Genomic DNA, 19,652 nt, shown 5'->3' on the forward strand with positions numbered 1-19,652 from the left:
GACTCCGATGGCCGCACTATGGTCTTGGCCGCGCTCTCACGAAGCGGTGAAGTGACTGCTGCTGAGATTCAGCTTCCGTGTGGCAGGCCGCTTCTCACTGCGGCTGATTCTCACCAAGTCACTTCTTGCGCAGCGACTTCACCTTGGCCAGGAGTTCGTCTTCGGCGTTGGGCCCTGCTTTGATCCCGGTGGGCAGGCGGAACATGAAGAAGATGCCGACGGCGAGCCAGAGTCCGAACATCGCCCACGACTGCCACGCCAGCTGCGCGGAGAACGGAGTGATGGGCAGGTAGAGGATGAAGAGCGCCAGGGTGAGCACGGCCGAGATGGTGCCGATGACCATGCCGCCGTTGCCCTTGCCGCCGATGCGCAGGGGGCGACCCATCGCAGGTTCGCGCTTGCGCAGAATGATGAACCCGACGCTGACGAGGAAGTAGGCGATGACGATTGCCGGTGAACCCGCGTCGACGATCCAGCCCAGGGCCGCTGAGCCGAGGAACGGAGCCAGGGCGGAGAGGATTCCGATGAAGATGATCGAGTTGACGGGGGTGCGGTACTTGGGGTGCAGCTTGCCGAACCAGGCGGGAATCATGCCGGCCACGGCCATGGCCCACATCAGGCGAGACGACCCCATGAGGAATGCGTTCCACGAGGTGATGATGCCGGCCAGTCCACCGGCGATGACAAGCTTGCCCCAGAAGGCGGAATTGAACATCCTCGCCAACGCATCCGCCGTGACGAGGTCATGGTTGGCGAGCTCCGATGCAGGCATTGCCAGCGATGTCATCGCGATGATGATGATGTAGAACGTAATCGCCATGAGGACCGAGATGACGACGAGCTTGCCGATCTTTGCTGGCGGGAGCTTGATCTCCTCTGCCGACTGCGGGATGACATCGAAACCGACGAAGAGGAAGGGTACGACGGCGACTACTGCAATGAAGCCTGCGGCACCACCGGTGAAGAGCGGTTCGGCATTGACTGCTTCACCGCCGACCAGACCGCCGGTCAGAAGCATCAGGGCGACGAGGATGAGGAACGAGACCACGAACGTCTGCACGAGCGAAGCAAGCTTGACTCCGCGGATATTGATCCAAGCGATGATGATCGCAGTCACGGTGCCGATAAGCGCCCAGGTCAGATGCACATCGAAATCGGCAATCGTCCACAGTTTGATGTGTTCGAGGTTCGGGAACAGGTACAAGGCGGTCTTCGGCACTGCGACTGCTTCGAACATGACAACGCTGATGTATCCGCCGGTGATCGCCCAGGACCCGAAGAGTGAGACCTTGGGACCCATCGCCCGGATGAGATAGTTGTGCTCACCTCCAGCGTGCGGCATGGCAGCGACCATCTCGGAGTACACCGTGCCGACGAAGCACATGATGATGCCGCCGACGACGAATGCGAGGATTGCGCCCATTGTGCCGGCACCGCTGAGCCATTCTCCGGTGAGGACGACCCAGCCGAAGCCGATCATCGCCCCGAATCCGATGAAAAGTGCATCGACCGTGCCAAGCGCCTTGACGAAACCGTGGCCCCGGTCTCCGACCTCTGTCTGCTGTTGCGACATCGCATCCCTCTTTTCACCCGACTGTGCTGTTGTGCACAGTAGCAGGATTCTGAGAGTTTCCGGCCGGTAATGTCAACGCCATCTCCGAAAGGGACACGGGTGCGATCACTCAGCAAATGAGTGCTGTCAGCCAGAGCCTATGGGTCGAGGAGCGGGCAACCCGGTGGCTGTTGTGCTGGCGGCTGCAAGGACCCGACCTGTGAGTTCGCCGTGTCTCGAGTCCGGCGGGTGACATGGTGCTAGATTTCTCGCTGTGCACAGCACTCATCGTGATGCCATCGCCCGTGTGGTGATCGGATACCTCACAGCTCTCGTCATCGGTACGGGACTGCTGATGATGCCTGCCGCTACGGTGGCACCGGGCGGTATCTCGCTGCTGTCCGGACTCTTCACCGCCACCTCGGCGCTGAGCGTGACCGGATTGGCGGTTCTCGACACCGGAGGAGATTTCACCTTCTTCGGGCAGGCGGTGATCCTCGCCCTCATCCAGATCGGAGGCTTCGGTGTCCTGCTCTTCACCGCTCTCTTGGCGATCGTGGTGGCGGGCAAGACGGGTCTGAGACTTCGCCAGTCCGTGGCCACGGAGACCAAGAGCTCTGCGATCGGAGGAATCGCGCCCATGGTGCGGCGCATCGTCGTCCTTGCTGTGGGGGCAGAGTTCGTCGTCGCTGTGGCGCTCTTTCTGCGTCTGCGCCTCTTCTACGACGAGCCGCTGGGCGAAGCGGTATGGAGTGCGGTCTTCCACGCGGTCTCAGCCTTCAACAACGCAGGCTTCGGTCTGCACAGCACCAGCCTCATGGACTACGTGGCGGACCCATTCATCTGCGGCCCGATCAGCTGCGCCGTCATCCTCGGTGGTCTCGGGTATCCGGTGGTCATCGAACTGGCGAGACGCTACCGGTCACCGTTGACATGGAGTCTGACCACCCGTGCCGTCGTCGTCATGACGCCGGTGCTGCTCGTGGCCGGAATGATCTACATTGCGGTGATCGAATGGAACAACCCGAACACTATGGGGACTCTCGACGTGTGGGGAAAGATCCAGGCGTCGGCGTTCCAGTCCACGATCACCCGTACAGCCGGGTTCAACTCGGTCGACATCTCGCAGATGCATCCTGCGACCTGGCTCGGAATGGACATTCTGATGTTCATCGGAGGAGGCCCCGCCGGTACCGCCGGCGGTGTGAAGATCACGACGTTCCTCGTGCTCGGGGCCATGACATGGACAGAGATCACCGGTGGACGGGCGGTGAATCTGCTCGGCCGGCGAGTGTCCCGGTCCGTGCACAGACAGGCGACGACGGTCATCGTGTTGTCCTCGGGACTCATCGTTGTGGCAACCACGGTCATCATGCTCGATGCTCCGTCGCTCGGTTTCGATCGGATCCTCTTCGAAGTCATCTCAGGCTTCGGCACCGTCGGTCTGTCGACGGGAATCACAGCAGATCTGCCGGGACTCAGCCAAGTGGTCATCATCATCACGATGGCCCTGGGGCGACTCGGTCCGGTGACGGTCGCCTCGGTGCTGGCCCTGCGGGTGCGCCCACAGCGATTCGAACTGCCGAAGGAAAGGCCGCTGATCGGCTGATGGATGACAGTACCGTTGAGAGTTCAGAGAGGACGTCGAAATGAACGAGAAATCCTGGTTGGCTAAGCCTGCGGTGTTCTTCGCCGGCAATCCGAAACCTGCTGCCCGGCATGGCGCGGTGGCCGTGATCGGTCTGGGCCGGTTCGGCGGCTCCTTGGCGAGGGAGCTCGTCAAGCACGGAGTCGAGGTCATCGGCATCGACATCTCCGAGGAGGTCGTGTCGGACCACGCCGAGGTGCTGACATACGTCTCCCGCGGTGATGCCACCGATGAGACGGTTCTGCGTCAGATCGGCATCGTGGAGGTCGACCGTGTCGTCATCGCAGTGGGCAGCGACCTTGAAGCGAGTATCCTCATCACCTCACGCATCCTCAAAATGGGCAATCGGCACATCTGGGCCAAGGCCATCACCGAACCCCACGCCGAGATCCTGCATCAGCTGGGGGTCAAGAACGTGGTCAGTCCGGAGAACGACATGGGTCGGCGCCTGGCACACCTCATCAAGGGACACATCTCGGACTTCCTGCCCATCGATGAGGATTTCGTCCTCGCCAGAACTACACCGCCGGTGCGAGTCGCCGACGTGCCGCTGGCGTCGCTGGGTCTGCGTACGGAATACGGAGTCACGATCGTCGCCTTCAAACGTGGTGGAGGCGGTTCCTGGGACATCGCCGACCGCGACGTCACGCTCTATGCCAACGATGAGATCCTCATCGCCGGCACACCACGGCACGTGGAGACCTTCAGCGAACTCGACAAGGACAACGACGGCTAGAGCGCTTTCCGCTGCCCCGTCGACGGCAAATCTCAGTCGCCGAGGTCGACGACCTCGAACTCGAGGAGGTTGGCTTGTTCCGAGACAGGTTCTGCGCCGCTGGTTTCGTGGGAGGGCCTGCGAGCCTGGCGCCAGTTCTCGAAGTCCTCACGGGTGGCCCACTGAGTGTAGACGAAGTACTGGTCACCGCCGGAGACCGGTCGCAGCAGCTGGAAGCCTTCGAAGCCGGGTGTACCGTCGACGGAGTGTTTGCGTGCCGCGAAGCGCTTCTCGAGTTCACCGCGTGCGGCTTCGGGAACGGTGAGGGTGTTGATGGCGACGACTGACAAGATTGCTCCTTGTGAAGAGGGTTCGCGGCGCCGAGGTGAATCCGGGGACCGGGTTCGACGCCGAGCTGCTGATTCGACCGGCAGCCAGCGGCGAAAACCGGTCGTTCTTCAGCCTACGATCCGATTCTGGATCTCCGCTGAAGTTCTCACCGGGTCGGTTGGTCTGCGGTCTTCTTCTTTGCGTCGATGACGCCGAAGGCAGTCCCGGAACCGGCGCCGAGGTGAGGGGAGGTGAACGCAGATTCGGCCGTGCCGTGGCAGTCGGGGCACGCGACGGATTCGGGTTTTCTGCTCATCGGAAAGTCTCGTTCGGTGTCGCCGCAGGTGGTGCATCGGTAGACGTAGGTGGGCACAAGATCACTCTTCTCGAAATCATTGCCGACGGATCAGCCTTGATGCATTCCTACACTGTCGCCAGGAGAGACTCAAGGTTGCTGATGAGAATTCACTGCTCGGCCACGGCGATTTCGGTGAAGCGAAGCTCGGGGTGATGGCGTTTCGCGGCACGTCGGATCCGCTCAGCGGTGAGTCGGCTGATCTCGGGGAAGCCGTCCTCGGAGTCCGCGCCCACCAGGCTGCGCGCATTCTTCGTCTGCAGCGGTTCCGGGGTCTGGATGAGGATGAACGTGCGTGAGCCTGCGTCGCGTTGATTGGCAGCCATCACCGCCTGTGCGGTTGTGCCCGAACCGGCGAAGAAGTCGAGGACGATTGCTTCGGGGTCGAAGAAGGTCTGGGAGGCCACGAGCGTCTTGACCAGTTCGACGGGCTTCGGATAGCTGAAGATCCCACCCAGCCCGAGATCCTCGAGGTCGTTCTGCCCTCCTAGGGCCTTGATGATCGAGTAGAGCTTGGAGCTCGCCTTCTCCGCCGGCGTCACCCGCACCACAGCATGTTTGCCCGCTGGACCCCAGGCGCGCAGAACATATTCTCCCGTGCCCAACTTCGCGTCCACCTCGGCGAGCTTCTTCGCGCCCTTGACCTCGAGGATGTCCTCGTACATGAGCCGACGTTCCTGGCCGCGAGCGTAGCGGCCGAACCCGGCGCGAAGCACATCGGTTTCGACGAGCATGCGTTTGCCGTCGATGATCTCGAGCTTCGCCGGCGCCTTCTTCTCTGTCAGGAACGCACCCGCCTGATCAGCAACTTTCGCCCACACGTGGACGTAATCATGACCGCGGACGAAGGAAGGGGAGTTGCCGCCGCCCTTCGCGCGCTGATGGATCAGGGTGCCCAGCGAATTGGCCTCGCCGAAGACCTCATGCCCCAACAGCTGCGCCCAGGCACTCTCACCATCGTCGAGGTGGATGAAGATCACCCCGTCCTCGCGCATGAGTTCGCGGGCCAGCAGCAGCCGCGGCGTCATGAAGTTCAGCCAGCTCGCGTGATCATGCCCGTGATCCTTATACGCCAGCGCGTTGCCCGTGTTGTACGGCGGATCGATGTAGATGACCTTGATCCGTCCCCGGTGCGTGGCAAGCAGCGCGGTCAGCGCCGGCAGATTGTCCCCGACGACGAGCATGTTCTCATCGACGGTGGGGACGTAGGTGTCGCCGTCGCGAAGGAAGTGCGGTCCCTCGCCGAGGCGGCCGGAAGCATCCGCGGAGATCAGCCGTCGACCGAGGGCGAAGGCGGCGTCCTTGCCAGTCCAGTTTAGGGTCGTCGACATCCTTCTCCTTCTCCGCGATCGGTGCCAAGATTGCTGTATGAGTATTTCACGAGTGGCCGTGGTCGGTGCCGGTATCGTCGGAGTGGCGCTCGCCCGTGAGATCACCGGCAGGCTCCCCGCCGCCGAAGTCACCGTCTTCGACAAGGCAGACCGCCTCGCCGCGCATCAGAGCGGGCACACATCGGGAGTCGTGGATCCCGCCCTCGCTGCGCAGCCGGGTTCGGAGGAGTCGAAGCTCGCTCGCCGAGGTGTGGAGCTGCTGGTCCCGTTCGTGTCCGAACGTGGCATCCCCTACCGCGAGTGCGGGCAGCTGCTCGTTGCGCAGAATACGGACGAGGCCGATCGGCTTGAGGAGATCCTCGCCCGGGCCGAAGCGAACTCGATTCCGGGAGTCCGGCTGCTTGACCGTAAGGAGATGTTGGACGTCGAACCCAACGCCAGGGGCGTCCTCGCACTCTACGCACCGCACACGGCCGTCACCGATTACACGGCCCTGACCGAGGCGCTCGCCTCCGATGTCAGCGCTGCCGGCGGCACGTTCCGCTTCGGCACAGAGGTCACCGGCTTCGACGTGATGAGCAACGAGGTTCGCCTGCGCATGCGCACGGCAGCGCCCGAGCAGAGCGAGCCCGCTGTCGGCCCCGATAGCTCCGACGATGACTCCGCTTCAGGCTCCGACGGCGATATAGGCTCCGACTCCGACGGCGATATCGGCTCCGACAGGGATATGGACGATCAGGTGTACGAGGCTCCGCGGACCTATCGCGGCGATAACACCACAGGACCGGTCATCGACTTCCGCGACGAGCTGCGCAGCCGCTTCGGCTCTCAGGACTGGTTCAAACAGGTCGAAGACACGATCGGCAGCCTCAGCGACCGGTTCACCAATCCCGCTTCCGGACGTTCTGGACACTCGGGTGGGGGAGAGCCCCGGCACACCGGTGCAGACGAGCACCGGGAACCTGCCGGACGCCCGCGCGAACGTACGGTCCGGCCCGAGGACACAGAGGTGTTCGACCTCGTCATCGTCTGCGCCGGCCTCCAAGCCGACCGTCTGGCAGCGGCGGCGGGCTTCGACGAGGCGTCTCGCATCGTCCCGTTCACCAGCGACTACTACGCCATCGACGACCCCGCTACCGATGACCCCGCCGAGGTGGTCCGGGGCATCATCAGCACGGTTCCCGATCCGAGCTCCCCGTTCTCCGAGAGATCTGTGGTCAGAGGCATCAGAGGTGGGCTGGTCCTAGGCCCGAACACCATCGTGTCTCTGGGGCGCGAACGCTATGACAGGCACGGCTTCGACCTCGGCGATATGGGGTCGACCGTCGGCTTCAAAGGATTCTGGAAGTTCGCGGCGCAGACAGCGAAGACCGCCGCTCGCGGAGCCAAGCCGGCCGTGAGCACCTCCGCCTTCGTCGAGGAGATCCGGAAGTTCGTTCCTGCCATCGACGCTTCGGCCGTCCGGGCCGACTCGCGCGGAATCCGCGCGCAGGCAATCGACGCCGATGGCACACTCGTGGACGAGCTGCGGGTGACCACGCGCGGCAGGCTCACCATGGTCAGAAGCCTCCCCAGGTCAGGGGCCGCCTCGGCGCTGGCCACGGCCGAACGTGTTGCGAACCAAGTTCTCGACGGCCCCGCCGTCGCGGACGGCTGAGGCGAGCTCTCGGTGACCTCAGACGGCACACACGGCTGATCCGTCCGAATCAGCCGGAGTGGCGTTCGAGGAATTCGTAGACCTCGGTATCATCGACGCCCGGAACGGCACCGGGGGGAACCGCTGCCAGCAGAGACGCATGCATCTGCGCCGAGGGCAGAGCCTGGTTCTCCCACTTCTCGGCCAGATCATCGGGCGCCTGGCGACAGCACGCGGGATCCGGACAGGCTGACTTGGAGCGGATCTGGGATTCTCGTCCCTCGAACCACTTCACGTGGGCGAAGGGGACACCTACACTGATGGCGAAGTCACCGCCGGGCAGTACGCGTGCGGTGCACCAGAAGGAGCCCTCAGGGGTGTCCGTGTACTGGTAGTACGGGCTGAACCTGTCAGCGACGCGGAACACTGTGCGAGAAGTGAATCGTTTGCAGGCGAACTGGCCCTCGATCGCGCCGAGCGGGTCGGTGGGGTAGGGCAGGCCGTCGTTCGAGTACGCCTTGTGGATCGTGCCCGAGCGGTGGACCTTCATGAAATGCACGGGCAGACCCAGGTGCTCGGTGGCCAGGTTCGTGAAGCGGTGGGCGGCCATCTCATAGCCGACACCGAACATATCGCGCAGATGCTCGACGGAGAGCTCGCGCTTCTTCTTCTCCTCGATGAGCATCGGCACCGCCGAACTCTGCGGCAGCAGAACAGCGGCGGCCAGATAGTTCGCCTCCACCCGCTGCTGGAGGAACTCGCTGAAATCCTTCGGAGCATCATGGCCGAGCACGTGAGCGGCCAGGCTCGTGAGCAGATGTGAGCGCGGGTCGAAGGCCGCATCGGTATTGGGCAGGTAGAGGCGATTGTTCGCAGTGTCGGAAATCGATCTGGTGGATGAGGGCAGGTCAGAGACGTAGTGGAGGCTGAATCCCAGCTTCTCAGCGATCGTCGCCGTCTGCCGCTGGGAGACTGTGCCCGATTCGTATCCGGCCAGGCGCAGGAGTTCCGCGGCCTGGGTCTCCAGATCGGCGAAGTAGTTGTTCTTCTCGCGCATCCGCTCGCGCAGTTCCCGGTTGGCCCGACGAGCCTCCTCCGGAGTCGCGGCACGGCGTTCGAGAACCTGGCCGAGCTGTCTCTGCAGACCCACGATCGCTTCGAGGGCATCATGGGGCAGCGACTTGATCCGCACCTGCGGCAGACCCAAGGAGGAGTACATGGGTGAGGCCTGATTGCGCTCGGCTTCAAGCTCAAGAGCCTGTCTGCCATCGACGGGTGTGGGATCGATGAGCTCGGCGACCTCGGTCTGCAGGGCTTTGGCTATGGCACTGAGCAGGGTGACAGAAGTTTCTCGCTTGCCGTTCTCAATCGTCGAGATCTGGGAGGCTGCACGCCCCACCTTCTCGCCCAACTCGGTGAGGGTCAGTCCGCGCTGTTTGCGAAAAAACCGAATTCTTCTGCCGATGCTCAGGGTGTCCGCTTCTGCTTCGGCATCCCGCAGATCGGTCTGGTTGCTTGTCATTGCGGCTCCAGTCGACATCGTGGCGTGGTTCACATGTGCTGAGAATCAGTATGACAGAACGCCGGAATTTCTAAAACCGGAAAACAGTCGATTATTCATCGGAGAAATCTCTATCGACCCCCTTGCGGTCACGGCAGACTGATCTCACCAACCCCGAACGACTAGGAGTGAATGAGAATGACTGAGAACACCACGCAGAGCAACTTGCACGATGCTGAGGCCATCCGCCGCGATTGGGCCACCAATGCCCGCTGGTCGGGAGTTGCTCGTGACTACGAGCCCGAGGATGTCGTCAAACTGCGCGGTTCGCTGATCGAAGAGCACACACTGGCTCGCCACGGTGCCGAGCGCCTCTGGAATCAGGTGGCCTCCACCGACATCAAGTCCGGCGACTACGTCAACGCACTCGGTGCGCTGACCGGCAACCAGGCAGTGGAGCAGGTCAAGGCCGGCCTCAACGCCATCTACCTCTCCGGCTGGCAGGTCGCCGCCGATGCGAACAATGCCGGACAGACCTACCCCGATCAGTCGATCTACCCGGCGAACTCGGTGCCACAGGTCGTGCGTCGCATCAACAACGCTCTGATGCGCGCCGACCAGATCGAGACCTCGGAAGGCAAGAAGAACGTCGACGATTGGTTCGCACCGATCGTGGCCGACGCAGAGGCAGGCTTCGGCGGTTCGATCAACGTCTACGAGCTCATGCGCTCGATGATCTCCTCCGGCGCAGCCGGTGTGCACTTCGAGGATCAGCTCGGTTCTGAGAAGAAGTGCGGCCACCTCGGCGGCAAGGTCCTCGTCCCGACCTCGCAGCACATCCGCACTCTCAACGCGGCTCGCCTCGCAGCCGACGTCGAGAACGTGCCCAGCCTCGTCATCGCCCGTACCGACGCAGAAGCGGCAACGCTCATGACCTCGGACATCGACGAGCGTGATCAGCGCTTCGTCACCGGCGAACGCACCTCTGAAGGTTTCTACAAGATCACGAACGGCATCGAAGCAGGCATCGCCCGCGGACTGTCCTTCGCTCCCTATGCGGACATGCTGTGGATGGAGACCTCCACACCGGACCTCGAAGCTGCCAAGCAGTTCGCGGACGCCATCCACGCGGAGTACCCGGACCAGATGCTGGCCTACAACTGCTCGCCGTCGTTCAACTGGCGCAAGCACCTCGACGATGCCACCATCGCGAAGTTCCAGCGTGAACTGGGAGCCATGGGCTACAAGTTCCAGTTCATCACCCTGGCCGGCTTCCACGCGCTCAACTACTCGATGTTCGATCTGGCTCACGGCTACGCCCGCAACCAGATGACCTCGTACGTCGAGCTGCAGGAACGCGAGTTCGCTGCCGAGGACCGCGGCTACACCGCAACCAAGCACCAGCGTGAGGTCGGAACCGGATACTTCGACCTGGTCTCGACCGCGCTGAACCCAGAGTCCTCGACGACAGCTCTGGCCGGTTCGACCGAATCCGCTCAGTTCAGCTGAGCCTTCGGTGACCCGACCGGTCACGCGACGACGGACACCGGACTCGCCGGAACCGGTCACCTAGTACTCGGCGCGGATCGACAGTGTTTTCACGGGGTTTGCACTGTTGGTCCGCGCCGGCACACCAGACATCACAGGTCCAACCACAACCTCGGTGACACGAACACCACCAGCACCACCGCAGCACAGCACCACCGCAGAACCGCACCACCAGCACCGCAGCACCACCGCAGCACAGCCACCGCAACGCACATCAGCAGCACACATTCCGACGGGTGAGGAGAAGCCCCATGTCTCACATCAAAATCAACGCCCCCATCGAACCAGGCTTCGACAGGATCCTCTCGGAGTCCGCCCTCAACTTCATCGCGGCGCTCCACGATCGTTTCAGCGACCGTCTGGGCAAGCTGCTGGGAGTCCGCGGACGTCAGGCGCAGAGCATCCGGAACGGCACGTTCCCGAGGTTCACCCCCGACACTGCGGGAATCCGGGCCGACACCACCTGGAAGGTCGCCGGCGCGACCGGAGCCCCTGGTCTCGAAGACCGCCGCGTCGAACTGACCGGCCCCGTCTCCGAACCTGAAGTAGTTGCGGCGCTGAACTCCCGTGCGAAGGTCTGGCTCGCTGACCTCGAAGACGCCACCAGCCCGACCTGGTCCAACATCATCGGCGGACAGCTCAACCTGTTCAACGCCATCCGCGGCAACCTGCCGGGCGTGAACAACCGTGAGCAGCCCACCATCGGCCTGCGTCCCCGCGGCTGGCACCTGCCGGAGAAGCACCTGATCCACGTTGATGACAAGGGCAGCCAGTCAGAGACCTCAGGCGCCATGGTCGACTTCGGTCTTTACTTCTTCCACAATGCCCGCCGACTCGTCGACAACGGCTCGGGACCATACTTCTACCTGCCGAAGCTCGAGTCCTTCCGCGAAGCACGCCTGTGGAACGAGATATTCGTCTTCGCACAGGACTACATGGGCATTCCGCAGGGAACCATCCGGGCGACAGCTCACATCGAGACGATCACCGCTGTGTTCCAGATGGAGGAGATCCTGTGGGAGCTGCGCGATCACTGCGCCGGCCTCAACGCCGCAGGCTGGGACTACCTGTTCTCACTCGTGAAGAACTTCCGCAACTCCCCGAAGTGGGTGCTGCCGGATCGCGAGCACCTGACAATGGGACTGCCGCTGCTGCAGGCGTTCGCAGACCGCCTCGTCTCGACCTGCCACCGCCGCGGAGCACACGCGATCGGGACCATGGGCAACCTCATGACCACTCACCCGGACAAGGAATTCGTTGCCTCGGAGCTGGTGAAGATGCGTGAAGACAAGGCTCGTGAAGCCTCGCGCGGCTTCGACGGCACCTGGGTGGCCGAGCCGGGACTGGTGGATGACGCGCTGGAGGTCTTCGATGCCGCACTCGGCAACAAGCCGAATCAGCTCGACAACCGCCGGGTCGATGCCCACGCCTGCGCCGAGCACATGCTCGACGTGTCTGGTCTGGACACCACGGTCACCGAGGAAGGTGTTCGCCTGAACATCCGTGTGGCCATCGGCTACATGAACGAATGGCTGGGCGGCAACGGCAACGTCGCACTCGAGAACCTGCTCGAAGACGCGTCGACCGCTGAGATCTCCAGGTCCCAGATCTGGCAGTGGATCCGCCATTCGGTGACGCTGGACAACGGGAAGCAGGTCACACGCGACCTGGTGGAACGGTACATGGGCGAGGAGCTCGCCGTCATCGAGCGCCACCCCGCAGACCACTACACCGAGGCCGTTGAGATCTTCCGCAAGAGCGCACTGGGTGAGGACTTCCCCGAATTCCTCACCATGCCCGCCTACACCGACCACCTGGTCGACAGGGTGTCGAAGGGCGCCGTGTTCGCGGCCTGAATCTCAGGCGCCGACGCTGTCGGCATTGCTGGCAAGACCAACTACCCGATTCTGCATCAGCACGTCGCACTCACCGTGCTGATGCAGAATCGGGTAGTTTTTGCGTGCTGCAGGCGCCAGGCTGATTCGGCTGCTCCCGCAGGGGATTCGGCTGCGCCGCAGCTCAGCTCCATTCCGCCGGCGGCCAGGGCTGACCTTCGGCCTGGGCATTGAGCTGATAGGCGATCGCGCCATCGATGGACTCGCGGATGATGTCGGCATGACCGACATGGCGGGCGATCTCGGTGTTGAGGTGGCCCAGGATCCACCGGACGTTCATGACGAAGTCCTTGGGCATCCACGGATTGTGAGGCATCGGGACGACCGTGGACAGATCGGTCCCGTTCTCCTCGACCGCCCTGCGGGCCACGTCGATCTCGGTCATGGCCGTCTCGAAAGCGGCGACCACATCGGCAATGTCGAGATCGGGAAGAGCGGAGCCATCGAACATTCCGTCGAGGCCCAAGCGTCGGTTGTAGTCGGCATAATCGTCCGCTGTGACCTCAAGCGAAGGATCGCGGACCTGCTGGATCCAGGAGAACAGCACCTGGGCGGCGTGAGTCAAGAGGCCGGAGATGCTCAGTGCGCTCACCGTCGGCGCGCTGCGAGCCTGATCGTCGGTGAGGCCGAGAGCGGTGATCTTGAGCTGCGAGCACTGCTGTTCGAGGAACGAGAACTGGGCATCGGCCTCGGTCGTGACGGATGGGGCGAAGAACGGCATGATCTCTCCTGATCGTCTGGTGCAGAACCGATTGTCCGGGTCTGTGACACCAGTGTCCAAGCCTTTGCGGACATATACTGTCCGCTATGACCGCCGATTCTCGTCTGTTGTCCATGCTGGGGATGATCGCCTCGGGACGGACCTACTCCGCGACCGAGCTGGCCGCGCACTTTCGTGTCACGCCTCGCTCCATTCGCCGCGACATCGCGAATCTGCGCCAGCTCGGCTATGTCATCGAATCCGTCTCGGGCGCGGCCGGCGGATACCGTGCTCATTCGCGCACTGTTCTGCCCCCGCTGCAGCTCGAGACCGGCGAGGCGCTGGCCACAGCACTCGGCCTGGCGCTGCTCAACGGAGCCGGCTTAGGCACCTCGAACGCCGATTCGGCCACCGCGAAGCTGCGCGGGATGCTTCCTGCCGGAATGCGCGAGACGATCGGGGACATCAGCATGGCAGTCTCTGTTGTTGCTGGTCACGAACCGGGAGTCGACATGGCAGCGGTCATGACGACCGCCTCGGCGATCGCGTCCCGGAGCGTCCTGACCTTCGCCCACGCGAAACGGATGAGCGCAGAGAGCTCGGGCGCGAAGTCGATGGAGCGCCGGGTGGAGCCGGTGCGGATGGTCGTCCTCGGCGCGCATTGGTATCTCTACGCCTGGGATCTCGCCCGCAATGACTGGCGGGTCTTCCGACTCGATCGGATGAGTCAGGTCCACGAAACGACCTTCGCCTTCGCACCCAGGGACCATCCCGACGCCGAGGCAGCCGTGAGTTCCGCCGTCACCACCGACGCGTACCGCCACACTGTGATCATCGATGTCGACGCAACCGTGGCCGAGACCAAATCGTGGTTCCCGACGAGGACAGCAACGATCACGAAGACCGCCGACGGCGCCCGTGTCGAGTACGGTGTCCAGGACCTTGCTTGGGCGGCCGTGATCACCGCAGCGACTCCCGTGGATTTCCGAGTCGTCGAGCCACCGGAACTCTTGGGTGCGCTGCGCGATCTCGGCGAGCGGGCGGCCCAGGTGAGCAGGACCGGTGCAAGCGGCATCGGCTGAGCTGCGATGCACACGCCGAGCCCCAGGGGGTCCGGTTGCGATGACCGTGGGGTGTCCTCGCGGTGATACGGGAATGAACGAATCAGGGCTGAGCTAATATACTTCTCGATATGACGATTCTCATTGGCTATCTTCCTGCTCCTGAGGGTGAGGCGGCTCTGCGTGCGGGTTTCGCAGAAGCCAAACTTCGGTCGAGCAATGCTGTCGTGATCAACTCCCAACGACGCGGAGCCAGTGGCACACCGACCGAGATCGACCAAGACGTCATCGACCGCATCGTCGCACTGGGCAAGGACTCAGACGTCGCGGTCGAGGTTCTCCAGCCCGATCACGAAGACGATCTGCCGGGAACGCTGAACGACCTCGTGGAAGAACACGACGCCCAGCTCATCGTCATCGGCCTGCGCAAACGCTCGGCGATCGGTAAGTTCATACTCGGCTCGCAGGCCCAGCGGATCCTGCTCGAAGCAGAGGTCCCAGTCCTCACCGCCAAGGCCTGAGCCCGCCACGGCCCGAGCCCGGGAGTTGGCGGCCTGACCTCAGGCTCCGCGTGTCTGAACCCGTCACCCAGTTGTACTAGCGGGTGGGTTCGAGTCCCCAGCCCCAGACGAGCAGCTCCGGCAGCGACACACCCTGTGCATCGCTGAGGTCGGCGATCTGTGTGCGGCAGGAATATCCATCGGCTAAGACGACCCGTGTTCGCTCACCGTCGCCGGCTTGTCCTTGTTCCCCCGCCGCTCCTCCAGCTCCGACCGCGTTCGGCGCACGATTGCGCAGGGCTTCCTGCTCGCGCAGGGCTGGCAGCAGAGCCACCTCGGCCACGGCGACCGAGGTCTCGTAATGTCCTTCCTCGACGCCGAAGTTTCCGGCCAGACCGCAGCAGCCGCCCAGGAATCGGCTTGCGGCGCCAGTTCTGGCCAACAGCTCCTTGTCCGCGGCAGTGCCGAAGATCGCCGACTGATGGCAGTGCGGCTGCACGAGCGCTTCGACGCTGTCCAACTTCGGCAGTTCGGCACCCACGCTGAGCAGGTACTGCGCGAAGGTCTGCACACGTGAGGCGACTCGTGCCGAGGCCTCATCGGCCAAGAGCTTCTGCGAATCGTCCTTGAGGGTCGCCAGACATGAGGGTTCAACCCCGACGATGGGCACATCCCCGGCGGCATCGAGCGCACTGATCGTCGCTCCCAGATTCGCCTTCGCCGCGTCGAGCTGACCGGTCGATATCAGGGGCAGACCACAGCACACGGTCTGGTCGATGACGCGCACCGTGACGCCAGCGTGTTCGAGCACGGCAACGGCGGCGGCGAGGATGCGCGGTGCGAAATGATTCGACCACGAATCGGCGAACAGAATCACCTCGCGGGTCTTCGTTCGGCGCCCCACCTCGGCGGTGCTGTCTGTCTTCGTCCACCATTTCCGAAACGTCGTCGACGCGAACTGCGGGATGGATCTGCGAACGTCGATCCCGGCCAACTTCTTGGCCACGGTCGTGAGCCCGGGCAGGCCCGAGACGCGGTTGACCACGGGGGCCAGGGGTGTGATGACGCGTGCCAGCTGCGGCAGGAAACCGAGCGAATAGTGCTTCATCGGGCGCAACCTGCCCTTGTAGGACTGGTGGAGGACCTCGGCCTTGTAGGTGGCCATGTCAGTGCCGGTCGGGCATTCGGTGCCGCATGCCTTGCAGGACAGGCAGAGGTCGAGTGCATCGGCGACTTCGGGGGACTGCCACGATGAGTCGAGAAGATCCCCGGAGACCATCTCCTGCAGGACTCGGGCGCGACCGCGCGTGGAGTGCCGTTCATCGCGGGTGGCCTGGTAGGACGGGCACATGACGCCACCGCTGTCGGCGGAGTCGGCGCGGCATTTGCCGACGCCGGTGCAGCGATGGACGGCGGAGGCGAAGCCCGCCGACTCTCCCTTGTAGGCCATGGCCAAGGTTCCGGGCAGCTCCTCCCGCTGCGGCAGCTGGGTCAGCCGCAGGGACTCGCTGAGGGCATCCGGGTCGACGATGACACCCGGGTTGAGCAGGTACTGGGGGTCGAAGAGCTCTTTGACCTCCTTGAATAGGTCCAACACAGCTGGGGGATAGATGAGACGCAGCAGCTCGGACCTGGCACGGCCGTCGCCATGCTCACCGGAGACGGACCCGCCATAACGCGCCACGAGCTTCGTCGCTGCGACCATGAACGTCCGCATCACCTCGGGTCCGTCGGGATCCTCGAGCGGGAAGTCGACGCGCATGTGCAGACAACCATCACCGAAGTGCCCGTAGGGAATTCCCCACAGTCCATGCTCGTTGAGCAGATCCATGAGATCACGCAGATAGTCGCCGAGGTGCTCCACCGGAACCGCGGAATCCTCCCACCCGGCGTGGGCGTCACGTCCATCGGGTGTGCGGGAGACCAGACCGGCCCCATCGGCGCGAATTCCCCACACCTCGGCTGCGGCCTGGGCGCCGAGCACCGCCGAATCCAGAGCACCCGACTCTCTGATCAGGCGCTTCGTCTCATCGACCAGTTCGGCTTCGTCCTCGCCGGTGAGCTCGACGACAAGCCAGCCGCCGCCCTCGGGCAAGTGAGGGACAGCATCGGCGCCCTTGGTCTCGATGACCCGATCGAGCATGCGCGAGTCGAGGCCCTCGCAGGCCGCTACCGGGAACCCCTTGAGCAGGGGAGCATCATGTGCGGCCGCCACCATGTCCTCGTACCCGAGCACCACCGCCGAGGTGTGGGTGGGGTCTTTGACCAGGCGCATCTTTGCGGCGAGGACGATGCCCCATGTGCCCTCGGTCCCGGCGAAGGCCCGGCGCAGGTCGAAGTCGTTCTCCGGCAGCAGGGATTCCAGCCCATACCCGGAGACCTGTCGAGAGAAGGTGCCCAGATTCGTCCGGATGGTGCCCAGTTCCCTGCCGACGAGTTCATTCAGACGCGGGAACATCTCTGAGGAGTCGGTGTCGTCGAGGGTGACGACTGTGCCGTCGACGAGCATGACGATCAGCGCGAGGATGTTGTCGCCGGTGCGCCCGTAGCCCAGAGCGCGTGGCCCACATGCGTTGTTGCCGATCATCCCGCCGATCGTGCAGCGAGTATGAGTAGAGGGGTCTGGGCCGAAGCGCAGTCCGTGCGGCCGCGCCTGTGCCTGAAGGTGAGCGTGGATGCATCCGGCCTGGACCCATGCGGACTGCGCCTCGGGGTCGAGGGCGAGGACCTCGTTCATATGGCGGGAGAAGTCGAGGATGATGCCCGTGCCGATCGCATTGCCGGCGATCGAGGTTCCGGCGCCGCGGCTGGTGATGGGTACTCCCAGGCGGCGCGCGATCGCGAGTGTGTGCGAGACATCGGCCTCATCATGCGGGAACACGATCGCCTGCGGAACCAGGCGGAACAGGGAGGCATCGGTGGTGTAGGCAGCACGATCGGTGTCGTCGACGCTGAAGTCCTGGACCCCCGCGGCGCGGAGCTCGGTCGCGAGGACATCGGCGAGAGACATCTCTGTCTCCGCAGACTTCCGTGGTGCACTGGAGCTGTGAGCCAATGTGGTCATGTTCGCATTCTGCCACTTCAGTTGTCAGTGAGGTACTCGCTCAACAGTGGGTGGGATGGTGCCGACTGCGGACGCGATTACCCGAATGCAAAGAGCGCGAAACGCCGCGGTCGTTATCGAACCGTTACATAAAATGAGCCAGAAAGCGTCTGAGCTTCTTTGATTCGGGAATTATTGGCTTATTCTCATATACGTGGTATTTAATGGAACTACACATCTAGCTGGCATCGAGCCATAGCCATAAGTAGGGGAAGAAACCATGTCGCGTCGAGCCCGTGAATTAACAGTTGACCAGACAGCCTTAGTTGGTGCAGTTCGAAAGGTTTCTCGTCAACGAGCCAAAATCAATACCGATTATGTGATGGCGATTCTTCGCGCTCGTGAAGAAGGAGCCACCTTCGGGTCCATCGCCGAGGCGGCAGGCACCTCCTCGCAGGCGGTGCAGGAGATCGTGCGCAGGCATGGTCAGGTTCAGCGCAACGAGTCTGTGAGATCGATTCCAGCCCCCGCGAAATAGGGCCAAGGCGGCGCTGTAGAAGCGTTCGCTGACTGACGGTGGATCGAGGTGCTCGTCGGGACTGCGCATCACAGTGACGTGAATCGCACCCGAGGGGCGCTTCGCTTGCTCAATCGTGACCTCAGTCATTCGTTTTATCACTGTTTGATAACAAGATTTCTTTATTGTGGAAATCATGTGAAAACCATGCACGCGGCATTAAATGAACGGCTGGCCGGGGGCAGGGAAGAGGCGTTCCGGCTGAGTGCTCTTGTGATCGGGAAGTCCGGTTCCTGAGTATCGATTTCTGTTCCCGCAGTGAAGCCCGGTTGGTCGAATTCGTCAGTCACGAATCCCCTGGTGCTCGGCCACAATCACGCTTAGATACAAGAAGTACACACTCGGGCCTGTATTGCAGTGTTGTTACAGGAGAGGCCCCGCCGGGGCCGACTAGAGTTGAACCATGAGCTCAGAGACCGACCTTCTGCCCAGTGCTGTCAACGATCTGCCATTGATTCGCATCGCCTCGGACCTATCCATGATTGCGTGGGAGCAGATGGAGGCCTGGCGCAGCTCCCTCGGGGCGCGGCTCGACGCTTCCGTGGTGGACACGAAGACTTCGCCCAACGACCTCGTGACTCTCGCAGACGCGCAGATCGAATCACTCGTCCGCGGATACCTGGCGAAGGTTCGACCCTCGGACACCATGGTCGGTGAGGAAGGTGCGCCGGCACTGGATCCCATCGACTTCTTCGATGCGCGGTTCGTGGCCAGACTCAACGGATTCGACCCTGGTGGCGGTGACCTCCTCGACATGAGCGACGACGGTCCGCCGTTGGAGTGGCATGTCGACCCCATCGACGGAACCGTGAACTACGTGCGCAACATCGAGCACTATGCCTTCTCGGTCGGGGTCTGTGAGGCAGGCGAGGTCCACGGGCGGGGCCTGGGCGAGGAGCGGTGGCTCATCGGCCTCGTCGCATCGCCGGGGTTGAATGCCACCTGGGTGGGCGCGAAGGGCCGCGGGGCCTATCGCGTCGAGGGGCAGCTATCCGGGGGCCGAGGAGCTGAGCGTCTCCCTGCTCGACGGCTGCGAGGCACGCCGCTCGGGCTCTCCGGCAGGCTGCTGGCAACCGGCTTCGCCTACACCGGCGACAATCGCGGGCCGCAGCTGGCGAAGCTGTTCACCCTTATGGACGGCTACGACGATATCCGGCGCTGCGGATCGGCGGCTATCGACCTGTGCATGCTCGCAGAGGGCAAGGTCAACGGCTATGCCGAACGGGGACTCGGAATCTATGACTATGCAGGCGGCGGCGG

At 63.3% G+C, this 19,652-nt stretch carries 16 protein-coding genes; 9 read left to right on the forward strand and 7 right to left on the reverse strand.

Features of this window, described 5'->3' with window-relative positions; genetic code table 11:
- Positions 1-118 precede the first annotated feature (118 nt).
- Positions 119-1,573 (reverse strand): APC family permease, encoded by a 1,455-nt coding sequence (locus ACE03M_RS08345; protein ID WP_485933519.1) that lies wholly within the window; start codon positions 1,571-1,573, stop codon positions 119-121.
- Between the two features lie 253 nt (positions 1,574-1,826).
- On the opposite strand from ACE03M_RS08345, the gene ACE03M_RS08350 reads away from it, so the two are divergent.
- Together ACE03M_RS08350 and ACE03M_RS08355 are read left to right on the forward strand one after the other, a co-directional pair.
- Positions 1,827-3,161: a TrkH family potassium uptake protein gene (locus ACE03M_RS08350; protein ID WP_204234428.1), complete on the forward strand. Its 1,335-nt coding sequence runs from the start codon at positions 1,827-1,829 to the stop codon at positions 3,159-3,161.
- Between the two features lie 40 nt (positions 3,162-3,201).
- On the forward strand, positions 3,202-3,936 hold the full coding sequence (locus tag ACE03M_RS08355; protein WP_485933520.1) for a potassium channel family protein: 735 nt from the start codon (positions 3,202-3,204) through the stop codon (positions 3,934-3,936).
- A gap of 32 nt (positions 3,937-3,968) precedes the next feature.
- Here the strand turns inward: ACE03M_RS08355 and ACE03M_RS08360 are convergent, their stop codons facing one another.
- The 3 genes from ACE03M_RS08360 to ACE03M_RS08370 form a co-directional block, all read right to left on the reverse strand.
- Complete coding sequence (locus ACE03M_RS08360; protein WP_485933522.1) at positions 3,969-4,265, reverse strand: antibiotic biosynthesis monooxygenase family protein; 297 nt, start codon at positions 4,263-4,265, stop codon at positions 3,969-3,971.
- A 146-nt stretch (positions 4,266-4,411) separates the two neighbouring features.
- Complete coding sequence (locus ACE03M_RS08365; RefSeq protein WP_485933523.1) at positions 4,412-4,618, reverse strand: FmdB family zinc ribbon protein; 207 nt, start codon at positions 4,616-4,618, stop codon at positions 4,412-4,414.
- Between the two features lie 92 nt (positions 4,619-4,710).
- On the reverse strand, positions 4,711-5,931 hold the full coding sequence (locus ACE03M_RS08370; RefSeq protein ID WP_485933524.1) for a site-specific DNA-methyltransferase: 1,221 nt from the start codon (positions 5,929-5,931) through the stop codon (positions 4,711-4,713).
- 37 nt (positions 5,932-5,968) lie between these two features.
- On the opposite strand from ACE03M_RS08370, the gene ACE03M_RS08375 reads away from it, so the two are divergent.
- Positions 5,969-7,588: an FAD-dependent oxidoreductase gene (locus ACE03M_RS08375; RefSeq protein ID WP_485933525.1), complete on the forward strand. Its 1,620-nt coding sequence runs from the start codon at positions 5,969-5,971 to the stop codon at positions 7,586-7,588.
- Positions 7,589-7,637: 49 nt separating this feature from the next.
- Here ACE03M_RS08375 and ACE03M_RS08380 read toward each other — a convergent pair whose 3' ends face one another.
- Entirely contained in the window at positions 7,638-9,089 is a 1,452-nt protein-coding gene (locus ACE03M_RS08380) for a helix-turn-helix transcriptional regulator (protein ID WP_143923081.1), read from the reverse strand.
- A gap of 177 nt (positions 9,090-9,266) precedes the next feature.
- Between ACE03M_RS08380 and aceA the strand changes: the two genes are divergently transcribed.
- On the forward strand, positions 9,267-10,577 hold the full coding sequence (aceA, locus tag ACE03M_RS08385; RefSeq protein WP_485933526.1) for an isocitrate lyase: 1,311 nt from the start codon (positions 9,267-9,269) through the stop codon (positions 10,575-10,577).
- Between the two features lie 290 nt (positions 10,578-10,867).
- Positions 10,868-12,472, forward strand: coding sequence for a malate synthase A (gene aceB / locus ACE03M_RS08390; protein WP_143923083.1), 1,605 nt, complete (start codon positions 10,868-10,870; stop codon positions 12,470-12,472).
- Positions 12,473-12,635: 163 nt separating this feature from the next.
- Here the strand turns inward: aceB and ACE03M_RS08395 are convergent, their stop codons facing one another.
- Positions 12,636-13,232, reverse strand: a complete 597-nt coding sequence (locus tag ACE03M_RS08395; protein ID WP_143923084.1) for a mycothiol transferase — start codon at positions 13,230-13,232, stop codon at positions 12,636-12,638.
- A gap of 86 nt (positions 13,233-13,318) precedes the next feature.
- On the opposite strand from ACE03M_RS08395, the gene ACE03M_RS08400 reads away from it, so the two are divergent.
- Both ACE03M_RS08400 and ACE03M_RS08405 read left to right on the forward strand, forming a co-directional pair.
- Positions 13,319-14,293: a helix-turn-helix transcriptional regulator gene (locus ACE03M_RS08400; protein WP_485933527.1), complete on the forward strand. Its 975-nt coding sequence runs from the start codon at positions 13,319-13,321 to the stop codon at positions 14,291-14,293.
- A gap of 110 nt (positions 14,294-14,403) precedes the next feature.
- On the forward strand, positions 14,404-14,793 hold the full coding sequence (locus ACE03M_RS08405) for a universal stress protein (RefSeq protein WP_143923086.1): 390 nt from the start codon (positions 14,404-14,406) through the stop codon (positions 14,791-14,793).
- A 76-nt stretch (positions 14,794-14,869) separates the two neighbouring features.
- Here the strand turns inward: ACE03M_RS08405 and ACE03M_RS08410 are convergent, their stop codons facing one another.
- Entirely contained in the window at positions 14,870-17,782 is a 2,913-nt protein-coding gene (locus ACE03M_RS08410; protein WP_485933565.1) for an FAD-binding and (Fe-S)-binding domain-containing protein, read from the reverse strand.
- A gap of 415 nt (positions 17,783-18,197) precedes the next feature.
- On the opposite strand from ACE03M_RS08410, the gene ACE03M_RS08415 reads away from it, so the two are divergent.
- Both ACE03M_RS08415 and ACE03M_RS08420 read left to right on the forward strand, forming a co-directional pair.
- Positions 18,198-18,353 carry a hypothetical protein gene (locus tag ACE03M_RS08415; RefSeq protein WP_186293108.1) on the forward strand — a complete coding sequence of 52 codons (156 nt, stop codon included), beginning with the start codon at positions 18,198-18,200 and terminating at the stop codon, positions 18,351-18,353.
- A gap of 442 nt (positions 18,354-18,795) precedes the next feature.
- Positions 18,796-19,652 (forward strand): inositol monophosphatase family protein (locus ACE03M_RS08420; protein ID WP_485933528.1); only part of this gene is annotated, 857 nt, incomplete at its 3' end.

Source organism: Brevibacterium sp. AGC70 (genome assembly GCF_057334195.1).

Coding starts and splice junctions, on each gene's coding strand:
- ACE03M_RS08395 (WP_143923084.1), bottom strand. CDS start 13,232: ATGCCGTTCTTCGCCCCATCCGTCACGACCGAGGCCGATGCCCAGTTC.
- ACE03M_RS08370 (WP_485933524.1), bottom strand. CDS start 5,931: ATGTCGACGACCCTAAACTGGACTGGCAAGGACGCCGCCTTCGCCCTC.
- ACE03M_RS08410 (WP_485933565.1), bottom strand. CDS start 17,782: ATGTCTCTCGCCGATGTCCTCGCGACCGAGCTCCGCGCCGCGGGGGTC.
- ACE03M_RS08415 (WP_186293108.1), top strand. CDS start 18,198: ATGGCGATTCTTCGCGCTCGTGAAGAAGGAGCCACCTTCGGGTCCATC.
- ACE03M_RS08405 (WP_143923086.1), top strand. CDS start 14,404: ATGACGATTCTCATTGGCTATCTTCCTGCTCCTGAGGGTGAGGCGGCT.
- ACE03M_RS08380 (WP_143923081.1), bottom strand. CDS start 9,089: ATGACAAGCAACCAGACCGATCTGCGGGATGCCGAAGCAGAAGCGGAC.
- ACE03M_RS08345 (WP_485933519.1), bottom strand. CDS start 1,573: ATGTCGCAACAGCAGACAGAGGTCGGAGACCGGGGCCACGGTTTCGTC.
- ACE03M_RS08400 (WP_485933527.1), top strand. CDS start 13,319: ATGACCGCCGATTCTCGTCTGTTGTCCATGCTGGGGATGATCGCCTCG.
- aceA (WP_485933526.1), top strand. CDS start 9,267: ATGACTGAGAACACCACGCAGAGCAACTTGCACGATGCTGAGGCCATC.
- aceB (WP_143923083.1), top strand. CDS start 10,868: ATGTCTCACATCAAAATCAACGCCCCCATCGAACCAGGCTTCGACAGG.
- ACE03M_RS08375 (WP_485933525.1), top strand. CDS start 5,969: ATGAGTATTTCACGAGTGGCCGTGGTCGGTGCCGGTATCGTCGGAGTG.
- ACE03M_RS08355 (WP_485933520.1), top strand. CDS start 3,202: ATGAACGAGAAATCCTGGTTGGCTAAGCCTGCGGTGTTCTTCGCCGGC.